Source organism: uncultured Abyssibacter sp., from assembly GCF_964000955.1.
In the GTDB taxonomy this organism is placed as follows: domain Bacteria; phylum Pseudomonadota; class Gammaproteobacteria; order Nevskiales; family OUC007; genus Abyssibacter.
The window spans coordinates 1-11,041 of sequence record NZ_CAXFCL010000296.1 but is presented as its reverse complement, the minus strand read 5'-3'; the positions used below and the strand labels follow the sequence as shown (position 1 = coordinate 11,041).

Below are 11,041 nucleotides of genomic sequence, written 5' to 3'. Positions count from 1 at the left end.
TGCTGTGCTGAAGCATGGCTAGGTGATCACCAACGCCAATCGCCAGTGCGCCGCCGGAGCCGCCCTCGCCGATCACCAGCGACACGACCGGCACGCGCAGCCGCGACAGCACCAGCAGATTGCGGGCGATGGCCTCGCTCTGGTTGCGCTCCTCGGCCCCGATGCCGGGATAAGCCCCGGGTGTGTCGATCAGGGTGATGACCGGCAGCCGAAACCGCTCCGCGGTTTGCAGCAGCCGCAGCGCCTTGCGGTACCCCTCGGGCCGCGGCATGCCGAAGTTGCGGTGCAGCTTTTCCTTGGTGTCACGCCCTTTCTGGTGCCCGATCACCATGACCGGCCGACCTTCGAAGCGGGCGATGCCCGCAACGATCGCCGGATCGTCGGAAAAGCTGCGGTCGCCGTGCAGTTCCTCGAAATCGGTGAACAGCGCGTCGACATAGTTCAGCGTGTATGGCCGCTGCGGATGACGCGCGAGCTGCGCCACCTGCCAGGCCGTGAGATTGGAGAAAATCTGCTTGGTCAGCGTCTGGCTCTTGGACTCCAGACGGCCGATCTCTTCCGTGAGATTCACCGTGGAGCCGTCGGCCACGTTGCGCAGCTCTTCGATCTTCTCGGCGAGCTCCGCGATTGGTTGTTCGAAATCTAGGTATTTGAGATTCATGCCCCCGTATCCCGCGCAGGCCGTTCCTGTTGGCTGTGATGGATGCGCTTCGCGGTCATGCTCAGACCCGCTGATGCGTTCGCGTGCTTTACCGCCGGCCGATGCTCTTCCCTAAGCCGCCGACGTGCTGTCTTGACGATACCGGACCTCGACGCCGTTTTCACCGCACAAGTCGCTCAGGTCGCGAACCAGTTGATGCGAAATGGCCACCTGCCAGTCATCCGCAAAGTTCAGTTCCGCCTGCGCCCTGCCGTTGAGGTAGGCCACACGAATGCGCGCGCCCTCCTCGACCCTGTTTGCTGACAGGCAAGCTTCGAGCCGATCGAACTGCGTCTGTGGACTCGTCTTCCAGGTCAGGCGCAATCCGCGGGCGTAACGACTCAGCGCATCGTCCAGATCCAGCAGCTCTTTCGGATTCATCCGGAAGTCCTCGCTGTAGCTGTCGAAGCTGAGACTGCCCACCGCGACGAGCAGCCGATCCTCATGCAGCAGATGCCGGAACTGCTCGGCCTTCTCCGAGAACAGCGTGCATTCCAGCTGACCGGTGCCGTCATCCAGGCGCACGATGGCGCGACCCGCGCGCTGCATGACGTCGACCACCAGGCCGGCGATGCGGAGCTGTTCGCCACCGCGGCGCCGCGCCTGCGGATCGGCGCGCTCCTTGGCCTCGGCGATGGTGCCGCTGGTCAGGCCCTGCAGCAGCCCGCGATAGCCGTTGATGGGATGCCCGGTGAGATAAAGCCCCAGCGTCTGCTTCTCGCCCTGCAGGCGCTCGCCGTCGTCCCAGTCGCGCAGCACCGGAATCTCGATGGCCGGCACATGGCTCTCCGCCGCGCCGCCACCGCCGAACAAATCGTTCTGACCCGCCTCCAGCGCCGCGTGATGCTGGTCCGCGGCGGCCAGCGCATTCGGCAGTGCGGCCAGCAGGCTGGGCCGGTTTTCGCCCAGCGCATCCAGCGCGCCAGCGCGGATCAGGGCTTCCAGCGTGCGCCGGTTGGCCCGCTTGAGATCGATGCGCACGCAGAAGTCGACCAGATCGGCGAACGGGCCGCCGGCCGCCCGCGCCTCGAGAATGCCCTCGATCGCGCCCTGACCGACACCCTTGACCGCACCCAGGCCATAGCGGATGGAGCAACCGTCCTCGCTGGCGGTGAATTCGTAGTCGGAACCGTTGACGTCCGGCGGCACGACTTCCAGCTCCAGGCGCCGGCATTCGCCGATCAGCGGGACCACCTTCTCGGTGTGGTCCATGTCGGCGGTGAGCACCGCGCACATGAACGCCGCCGGGTAATGCGCCTTGAGGTAGGCGGTCTGGTACGCCAGCAGCGCGTAGGCTACCGAGTGCGACTTGTTGAAACCGTATTTCGCGAACTCGGCGATCAGGTCGAAGATGCGGCCGGCCAGGTCTTCGTCCACGCCGCGCTCGACGGCGCCGGCGACGAAGATGGGCCGGTGATCGGCCATCTTCTTCATGTCCTTCTTGCCCATCGCGCGGCGGAGCTGGTCGGCGGCGCCAAGGCTGTAGCCAGCCAGCTCGCGGGCCACGGCCATGACCTGCTCCTGATAGACAATCACGCCGTAGGTGTCGCGCAGCGAGTTCTCCATCAGCGGGTGCATGTAACGCACCTGCGCCGGATCGTTCTTGCGCGCCACGTAGTCGGCCGCCATGCCGGTTTCCAGCGGGCCGGGCCGGAACAGCGCCACCAGGGCGACGATGTCCTCGAAGCGGTCGGGCTTGAGCTCCTTCATCAGCCGCCGCATGCCGCTGGATTCCAACTGGAACACGGCGGCGGTGTCGCCCGACCGCAGCAGCTCGAAGGTCTTGCCGTCGTCCAACGGCAGCGTGTCCAGATCGATGGTGGTGCCCATCGTCTCCAGCACCTTCACCGCGCGATCGAGAATGGTCAGCGTGCGCAGACCCAGGAAGTCGAACTTGACCAGGCCGGCGGCCTCGACGTCCTTCCAGTCGAACTGGGTCACCGCACCACCGCCACCCGGCTCGGTGAACAGCGGGGTGAAGTCGTCGATCCGGCTGGGCGCGATGACGACGCCACCGGCGTGCTTGCCGACGTTGCGGGCCAGGCCCTCCAGCTTCAGCGCCGTGTCGAGCAGGTACTTGACCTCCTCCTCGTTCTCGCGCCGGGCCTTCAGCTCGTCGGATTCCTCCAGCGCCTTGGACAGCGTCATGTCCACGGCAGCCGGAATCAGCTTGGCGATCCCGTCGACGAAGCCGTAGGGATGGCCCAGCACGCGGCCGACGTCACGCACCACGGCCTTGGCCGCCATGCGGCCGAAGGTGATGATCTGCGAGACCTTCTCGCGGCCGTAGCGCTCGGCCACGTATTCGATGACGCGGTCGCGGCCGTCCATGCAGAAATCGATATCGAAGTCCGGCATGGACACGCGTTCCGGGTTCAGGAATCGCTCGAACAACAGGTTGTAAGGGATTGGATCGACGTTGGTAATTTCCAGCACGTAGGCGACCAGTGAGCCCGCGCCGGAACCACGACCAGGCCCCACCGGCACGTCGTTGCGCTTCGCCCAGCGGATGAAGTCCGCGACGATCAGGAAGTAGCCGGGAAACCCCATCTTGATGATGACGTCGAGCTCGTGCGTCAGCCTGTCCGCGTAGACGGTGCGATCGGGCTTGCCGCCTTCCGCCTCCAGCGTGGCGAGCCGCTGTTCCAGCCCCTCCTCGGCCTCCTTGCGCAGGAAGGACTCGACATCGTGTTCCTCCGGCACCGGGAAATCCGGCAGATAGGACTTGCCCAGCGACAGCGTGACATTGCAGCGCCGCGCGATCTCCACCGCGTTGTCGCAGGCCTCGGGCAGATCGGCGAACAGCTCGCGCATGTCGCCGGCGGACTTGAGCCACTGCTCGCCGGTGACGTCCTTGGTCCGGCGCGGATCGTTGATCACCCGACCCTGACGAATGCACAGACGAACCTCGTGGGTATCGAAATCCTCGTGGTTCAGGAAGCGCACGGCGTTGCCGGCGACGATGCCGAGATCCAGCATCGCGGCCAGATCGACCAGATTGTCGTTGATCGCCGCCTCGTCCGGCGCCTGGATTCGCTCCAGCTCCAGGAACAGTCGGTCACCAAACACGTCGCGCAGCCCGCGGGCGACCTCCAGCGCGCGTTCGCCGTGGCCGGCCGCGATCTCACGGCTGATCAGCCCGCCATGCCCGCCGGACAGCGCAATCAGGCCGTCGGCGTGGTCGGCCAGCCAGTCCGGATGAATCACGGGCGAACCGCGCTCCTGGCCGTGGACATAGCCACGCGAGACCAGCTGCATCAGGTTGCGGTAACCGTTGTTGGTGGCGCAGAGCAGCCGCAGCGCGTTATCCGTTTCCGACACGGGATCGTGCACCACCAGATCACAGCCGAGGATCGGCTTGACCCCGGCCGACTCCGCCGCCGAGACGAACTTCACCGCCGCGAAGAGGTTCATGTGGTCGGTCATCGCCACGGCGGGCATGCCGCGCTGGGCAGCCGCCTTCACCAGCGGCTTGACGCGAACGACGCTGTCCACGAGCGAATACTCGGTGTGGACGCTGAGATGGACGAAACCGGAGGAATCAGACACGAAAGGCCAGCGTGTGTCGGCGAACGATCGGGCCATCATAGTCGCTGAACGTCACCCGCCAAGTCGTCGGCCGGGAATGCCCGCCATGACGATCCGGCGCCGAGACAACCGGGGGGCGTTTGCGCAAATCGGGCGCTGCCGCCACCATCTAGGGCGTCTGATCTCCCTGACTGTGATCCATGCGCCGACTCCTGCTCGCACTGGGCATGCTGCTGCTTGCTCCCCTCTCCCATTCCAACGAAGTCTGGGACCAGTCCACCCTGAACCGGATTCTCCAGCGCGGTGAACTGCGTGTCGGTCTGGAAACCGGCTACATGCCGTTCGAGATGCGCGACAAGACCGGCGACATCATCGGATTCGACGTCGACATCGCCAAGCAGATGGCCCGGGCCATGGGCGTGGAACTCAAGATCGTCAACACGGCGTGGGACGGCATCATTCCTGCTTTGCTGACCGACAAGTTCGACATCGTCATGGCCGGCATGACCATCACGCCGCAACGCAACCTGCAGGTGAATTTCGCCGAGCCTTACATGGTGATCGGCCAATCCGTGCTGATCCGGTCGGGGCTTGAAGGCAAGGTCAGCACCTACCGGGACCTGAACAGCGACGAGTACACCATCGTCACCAAGCTCGGGACGACCGGCGAAATCGCGGCGCGACGCTACCTGTCACGCGCCAAGATTCTCACTTTCGAATCGGAGTCCGAGGCCGCGCTGGAAGTTCGCAATGGCCGGGCGGACGCCTTCGTCTACGACTTTCCGTACAACGCCATCTACCTGGGCGAGAACCCCGAGGGCCTCGCGCACCTGGACGAACCGTTCACCTACGAACCGCTGGGCTGGGCCGTGCGCAAGGGCGACCCCGATTTTCTCAACTGGCTCGACAATTTCCTGCGACAGATCAGAGGTGACGGCACCTACGACGCGCTCTACAAGCGCTGGTTCGAATCCACCCGCTGGATGAAAGACGTCAACTGATGAATTCACGCTGGTTCTGGCACGGCGTGTACGCGCTGGTGCTGCTGGCGCTGGCGCTGGCGATCTACGCGGCCAGTCGCACGGTCGACTACACCTGGCGCTGGGACCGCGTGCCCGACTACATCGTCGCCTACGAGGATGTGGACCTGCGCTCGACGCTCACCGGCATCGTCGAGATCTCCGATGGCCAGGTGGACATCATTGGCACGCAGGACGCGGCCGCGACGGAGACCTTCGGCGACCTGGACGAGGTACTGGTCGAGGACGGCGACTACGTCTTCGATGGCGATGTGATCGGCACCCGCAGCGGCTGGCGGATCGGGCCGCTGACCTGGGGCCTGGTCGTCACGTTGCAGTTGTCGATTCTCGCCCTGCTGTTCGCCGTGCCGATCGGCCTGCTCGCCGGGCTTGGCCGCGTCTCCACCAACCCGGCGGCACGCAATCTCGCCGCGACCTACGTGGAACTGATCCGCGGCACCCCGCTGCTGGTACAGATCTTCATCTTCTACTTCTTCGTCGGCACCGTGCTGAGTCTGTCGCGCATGACCGCCGGGGTCGCCGCGCTGGCCGTCTTCACCGGCGCCTATATCGCCGAGATCGTCCGCGCCGGCATCGAGTCCATTCCCAAGGGCCAGATGGAAGCCGCGCGCAGCCTCGGCATGAGCTACGGCCAGGCCATGCGCCATGTAATCCTGCCGCAGGCGATGCGGCGCACGCTGCCGCCCATGGCCGGTCAGCTGATCAACCTGATCAAGGACTCGTCGCTGGTGTCGGTGATCGCGATCACCGATCTCACCAAGGCAGGCCGCGAGGTCGTGAATTCCACGTTCAGCCCCTTCGAGGTCTGGTTCACCGTCGCGGCGATGTATCTCGTACTCACCGCCGGCCTGTCGCTGCTGATCCGGCGATTCGAGCTGCGCCTGGCGAGGTCGGACGGATGAGCGCAGGCGTGGAAATTCGCAACGTTTCCAAGCAGTTCGGGAACGGTGTCCAGGCACTGGATGATGTATCGCTGTCGGTGGCCGCGGGCGAGGTCCTGTGCATCGTCGGCCCCAGCGGCTCGGGCAAGTCCACCCTGCTGCGCACCGTCAACCGTCTGGAGACCGTGACCGCGGGCGACGTGCTGCTCGATGGCGAGTCGATACACACCGCAGGCCGCCAGCTCAATGCACTGCGGCAGAAAGCCGGAATGGTGTTCCAGCAGTTCAACCTGTTCCCGCATCTGACCGTGCTGGACAACATCACCCTGGCACCGCTCAAGGTGCGCGGCGAATCGATGACCACCGTGAAGCCGCGCGCTCAGTCCCTGCTCGATCGCGTGGGCCTTGGCGATCGCGGCAACAGCTTCCCGTCCCAGCTCTCGGGCGGGCAGCAGCAGCGTGTCGCCATCGCCCGCGCGCTGGCCATGCAGCCCGACGTGATGCTGTTCGACGAACCGACTTCGGCGCTGGACCCCGAAATGGTCGGCGGCGTGCTGGATGTCATGAAGGATCTGGCCAGCGAAGGCATGACCATGCTCGTGGTCACCCACGAAATGGGCTTTGCCCGCGCCGTGGCCGACCGCGTGGTGTTCATGGAATCCGGGCGAATCGAGCACATCGCCGAACCGGAGAACTTCTTCGAACCCGCCAGCGGCTCCCGCCTCGACCTGTTCCTGGGCCAAGTCCTGCGCTGACGCGCCGCTTTGCCTACAATGCGGCCCGCGACGCCCCGGTAGCTCAGTCGGATAGAGCGAGCGCCTCCTAAGCGCTAGGTCGCAGGTTCGATTCCTGCTCGGGGCACCAATTTCCCGCCCGAGACGTGGCTCCGGTCCGGCGAGGCCGCGGCATCACGCGGACCCCGCCGAACCCTCCGCCGATCAGAACCGCAACTGCACGCCGATCGATCCGTTCGGGATGCTGATCTCGCCACCGAAATCGTCCTCGATTTCGTAGGACTGGCCGCCAAGCACGATCGCGACCATCTCGCTCACGCGATAGCCGACCACGAACTCGAACACCGCGCCGTCCGAATCATCGAACTCCACCAGACCAAGTTCGACCTTCCAGAGAAACGGGTTTTCTCCGTTGTCCCTGATCCCGCCAGACACGATCCAGCCGGAATCGTCCGAAGAACCACCGTCCTCGATGTCGAACTCGGCTTCGCCGTATTCGAACGCGCCGTAGATCACGACGGTGTCCAGCATGCCCTGATAGCCCAGACCGAACCGCAGCAGCGTCGTATCGACATCGACGTCATAATCGACCCCGTTCAATTCGATTTCGTCCGCGGTGGTTGAAAGCAGTTCGCCTCGCACGAACACCTGATCGGCAATCAGAAACTCGCCTCGCAGGTCGATGCCCGCACTTTCGAGCTCGATCTCGTCAAAGCTGTCCTCCAGGACGTAGGTGCCGGAGGCCAGACGAAATTCAATGGAATTGTTGCTTTCGGCAAGCGCGGGCGTGGCCGCGAGCAGTGCGAGCGCAGCGGCGGCGAGAGGTTTCATCATGAGTTGGGTTCCCCATCCAAGCTCCGGACTCGATGATCGGCCGCCATGAACCTGCCTGGTTCGATCACCCATCCCGGCCAGAAAGTCAGTGCAAGTACTGCGGCCAGACCATCACTACGGAAAAGACGTCGGAAACAGGACAGACTCTGCCGACAACGACAGATTGTGCGCAGTCAGTGCACGAAGTCCATATCTCTCCGACTACTCAGCCATACGCCAGCAAGAAAACCGATATCGCAATCGCTTGTGGATGGAATCCGCTGAAGCTGTGAACTCCCATGGTGTCGTCATCAATCTGGCCGCCGCCTCCGACAGCAGCACATCGAACCCACGAATCCGACGCACGGAAATGATGGTGCGCCTACGAGGCGAGGAAACAATCGCGCAGCAGACAAATGAAGCAGGGCTGTTCCTGACAATCACCTGCCCTAGCCGATTTCATGCAACACGTGGACGTGGTGAACCAAACCCGAAGTATCGAGATGCGACGCCGCGAGACGCTCAACGGTACCTGTGTCAACTCTGGGCGCGGGCAAGATCAGCGCTGCATCGCGAATCGATACCCATCCATGGAATCCGAGTCGCCGAACCTCATCAAGACGGCTGTCCACACTGGCACCTCCTACTCTGGTGTTCCGCAGAGAAGGTGGACCGAGTCAAAGAGATAATTCATGGCCACGCCCTCGCAGACTCCCCGACTGAGGCTGGCGCAAGTCGGTATCGATTCAAGTGTGTCGATATTGACCATACGAAGGGGAGCGCGGTCGGATACATCGCGAAGTACATCGCAAAGAACGTAGATGGAGCACTCATCGAAGCAGCGCACGCGCGCGACGCGGACGGGCAGACGACAGAGACACCACCGCAAGAGTCCGCGATGCGCATTCAGGGATGGGCTAGTACCTGGGGCATTCGGCAGCTCCAGTTCTTCGGAACTGCGCCCGTCAGCAAGTGGCGCGAAGTTCGGCGCCTTCGTCAAAAGGTCGAAAGCGAAGACATAGAGGCCGCGAGAACCTGCGCAGACCAAGGGAACTGGGCGGAATTCTCCGCAATCGCGCCATCGCTGACTTGCTTTCGTGACCTGGGTTCTCGATCTGAGCCGGATGAAATTCAAACCCTTCGATTGGTGGGTCTGATTGATCGAACGGGCGAGTTGGTTGTCACCCGCCCTGATACCTGGGTTGTTCGTGCGGCGAGCGATAGCTCGACGCCTTGGACTAGTGGAAATAACTATACGTCGACAAGCGTGAAAACCTAAGTCAGATAGATTCTTGAATGCGTTTCAACAGCCTGGTGCTCTCAGATATCGACTGCACAAACGCGTTCTCCAATCCAGCAGATGAGTCCTCAACGTAGTCAGAGCGATAACCGGCGAGCATCGCGCAATACGAAGCGACTGAGTCGCTTAGAATGGATATTTCAGTAAGTAAATCCTCATACTCCTTCGCGTGACCCGCCTTAAGAAGCATTAACGAGTTAATGACCGTCCTTTTCTTTAAATTAAAATCGTTCAACAATTCCCGGCCGCTAGATTCTGCGGAACCATCGACACTCGCTCTATGAAGATTATTGGACTGATCAATAAAAAATAAAAAAAGTGGCTCGATGGCGTAGGGCTTTAGAACACTACGAAACCAAAAATCGTCATTTATTGATACACTGCGCTGCCTTGACTTGTCCCGGCGATCTATAAACTCTCGGTATACGCGGACAGAGAAAGTTAAAAAAGCCAGTGTCACACCAAGCCAGACATACCCAGCAGGCGGTTGCTGGCTCAAAACATTCTCCGCCCAGCCCATGAATGAATTAAATTTGCTCATAGTAGGGGGGAATTCTTGAACTTGGCGTGAGTCATGGCCTGGACGATTTCATCCCTCAAAAAATCCGACCACTGATCACCGGTAGCTAAGAAGTTAAATTTATCAAGAAACTCCGTGATGTTTGTGGCAGCCCTAAGCTCAGGACCCAAAAATCCGAGGATAAAAGAACTATTAATTGCAAGCACATCTTGGGGCACTCGCAATTCTATTGTCAATCCGTCCCTGACGGCCCCCTCTATTCCCGACGCTTTTCTAGATTGTTCACCTTTTTTTCGGCCAATGTAAATCGGCCCGCCAAAATCTGCGAAATCTATCTCGTAAATACCTCGCCCATCTTGATCAGACATTTTTTACGAACCTCGCAGGGAGTGGGAACCTTATACTAATGGCGCAGCCAGGAAATCCCTTTCCGCGCAGGCTGCTGACGTACCGCATGTCTGGCGGATCATCAAGGTCGTTTCGATCATTAAAAGCTATGACCTTTCTTCCTTCGCTCGACATCTTCATTTTGTACCGACCATCGAACAACACTCGTGTATTCCCAGAAACTATCGCCATTTTAGGCTTCCGGGTATCGCTTCCTGCAAACGACTCATGCAGGTCCTGGAAGAACTCAATCAGTTTGACTGTTCCGTGTCCCCGAGTATCTTCTTCAGTATAATTTTTAGAACTAATGTTCCCCTGAAGAGCGCATACGGTAACTAGTCCCTCGTCCGAAATTCCACCTTTACCTGTGTGCTTGTCTAAATACCCCTGAATTTCTCCCCAGGCAAGCTCGGAAGCCCCAATCGCTGAGAAGGTTTCAGCATATGTTAATCCAAAGTTAAGCACTGCAATATCAAACCAGTGGAGACCATCCTCTGTAAGGTCAATATATCCAACAAGAATCCAATCTAGAACACCGGAGTGCTGCTCTACATTATCTAGTATTTCGCCAAGATACGAGATTAGCCTTGCTTTGGCAGCATTCGTCATCTCATGGCTGTGCTCACCAAGCGCTTTTTGGGTATACGCAACGAAGTCGCCGACTGTTTTCTCTTTATAATCGCGAATGTTTATCTTGGGTTGTGCGACATAAGCACGTGAGTCTGATTGAAAGACTCGCACGCGAGATTCATCTTCATCGCTTAACACCTGAGTTCTTATTCCAAGCGCCTTTGTCAAACCGATTGCACGAATCAGCCGACAAGCGTTTGGATCGGCAGGCACTCTGCCTCGGAGCTTCACCCTGCGGCCCGCACGAGTAAATCGTCGGAACATGTCATCAACGACACGGTCAAGCACAACTTCGGCCGCAAGTCCGACGCGTTCTACATGACGATGGTCGATGTAAATGAACTTGATTTTCTGGTGATTCAGAACCGCTGCGGCTCGATGAATTACTTTCAGAGCGGCTTCGGGGTCATCTAGAAAGGAGAATGTCTTCGGCAGGACAATCTTTCTAGTGGTAACAAGCGTTCGTTCTTGTCGCTGCGTTGTGAAGTGATCGATAGTGGACGTCGGC

At 60.6% G+C, this 11,041-nt stretch carries 9 protein-coding genes and 1 tRNA gene; 4 read left to right on the top strand and 6 right to left on the bottom strand.

Features of this window, described 5'->3' with window-relative positions:
* The coding region (accA, locus tag ABNS06_RS14230; protein ID WP_348675257.1) for an acetyl-CoA carboxylase carboxyl transferase subunit alpha at positions 1-661 on the bottom strand (661 nt) is incomplete at its 3' end.
* A gap of 111 nt (positions 662-772) precedes the next feature.
* Positions 773-4,249, bottom strand: a complete 3,477-nt coding sequence (dnaE, locus tag ABNS06_RS14225) for a DNA polymerase III subunit alpha (protein WP_348675256.1) — start codon at positions 4,247-4,249, stop codon at positions 773-775.
* A gap of 179 nt (positions 4,250-4,428) precedes the next feature.
* On the opposite strand from dnaE, the gene ABNS06_RS14220 reads away from it, so the two are divergent.
* The 4 genes from ABNS06_RS14220 (at position 4,429) to ABNS06_RS14205 (ending at position 7,013) form a co-directional block, all read left to right on the top strand.
* The gene (locus tag ABNS06_RS14220) at positions 4,429-5,229 is read left to right on the top strand and encodes a transporter substrate-binding domain-containing protein (RefSeq protein WP_348675255.1); all 801 of its coding nucleotides are present in this window, start codon (positions 4,429-4,431) and stop codon (positions 5,227-5,229) included.
* The gene (locus ABNS06_RS14215) at positions 5,229-6,170 is read left to right on the top strand and encodes an amino acid ABC transporter permease (RefSeq protein WP_348675254.1); all 942 of its coding nucleotides are present in this window, start codon (positions 5,229-5,231) and stop codon (positions 6,168-6,170) included. The genes ABNS06_RS14220 and ABNS06_RS14215 overlap by 1 nt, the downstream gene beginning before the upstream one ends.
* On the top strand, positions 6,167-6,904 hold the full coding sequence (locus ABNS06_RS14210; RefSeq protein ID WP_348675253.1) for an amino acid ABC transporter ATP-binding protein: 738 nt from the start codon (positions 6,167-6,169) through the stop codon (positions 6,902-6,904). Before ABNS06_RS14215 ends, ABNS06_RS14210 begins: the two co-directional genes overlap by 4 nt.
* Positions 6,905-6,936: 32 nt before the next feature.
* Positions 6,937-7,013, top strand: a tRNA-Arg gene (locus tag ABNS06_RS14205).
* 74 nt (positions 7,014-7,087) lie between these two features.
* Here ABNS06_RS14205 and ABNS06_RS14200 read toward each other — a convergent pair.
* The 4 genes from ABNS06_RS14200 to ABNS06_RS14185 all read right to left on the bottom strand — a co-directional run.
* Positions 7,088-7,717 carry an outer membrane beta-barrel protein gene (locus ABNS06_RS14200; protein ID WP_348675252.1) on the bottom strand — a complete coding sequence of 210 codons (630 nt, stop codon included), beginning with the start codon at positions 7,715-7,717 and terminating at the stop codon, positions 7,088-7,090.
* 1,259 nt (positions 7,718-8,976) lie between these two features.
* Positions 8,977-9,537 carry a hypothetical protein gene (locus ABNS06_RS14195; RefSeq protein WP_348675251.1) on the bottom strand — a complete coding sequence of 187 codons (561 nt, stop codon included), beginning with the start codon at positions 9,535-9,537 and terminating at the stop codon, positions 8,977-8,979.
* Positions 9,534-9,884, bottom strand: a complete 351-nt coding sequence (locus ABNS06_RS14190) for a hypothetical protein (RefSeq protein WP_348675250.1) — start codon at positions 9,882-9,884, stop codon at positions 9,534-9,536. The genes ABNS06_RS14195 and ABNS06_RS14190 overlap by 4 nt, the downstream gene beginning before the upstream one ends.
* The coding region (locus ABNS06_RS14185; protein WP_348675249.1) for a hypothetical protein at positions 9,877-11,041 on the bottom strand (1,165 nt) is incomplete at its 5' end. The genes ABNS06_RS14185 and ABNS06_RS14190, both read right to left, overlap by 8 nt.

What these genes read in the sequence shown, in the direction of transcription:
- ABNS06_RS14210 (WP_348675253.1), top strand. Translation starts at nt 6,167, where the DNA reads ATGAGCGCAGGCGTGGAAATTCGCAACGTTTCCAAGCAGTTCGGGAAC.
- ABNS06_RS14215 (WP_348675254.1), top strand. Translation starts at nt 5,229, where the DNA reads ATGAATTCACGCTGGTTCTGGCACGGCGTGTACGCGCTGGTGCTGCTG.
- ABNS06_RS14190 (WP_348675250.1), bottom strand. Translation starts at nt 9,884, where the DNA reads ATGTCTGATCAAGATGGGCGAGGTATTTACGAGATAGATTTCGCAGAT.
- ABNS06_RS14220 (WP_348675255.1), top strand. Translation starts at nt 4,429, where the DNA reads ATGCGCCGACTCCTGCTCGCACTGGGCATGCTGCTGCTTGCTCCCCTC.
- ABNS06_RS14195 (WP_348675251.1), bottom strand. Translation starts at nt 9,537, where the DNA reads ATGAGCAAATTTAATTCATTCATGGGCTGGGCGGAGAATGTTTTGAGC.
- ABNS06_RS14200 (WP_348675252.1), bottom strand. Translation starts at nt 7,717, where the DNA reads ATGATGAAACCTCTCGCCGCCGCTGCGCTCGCACTGCTCGCGGCCACG.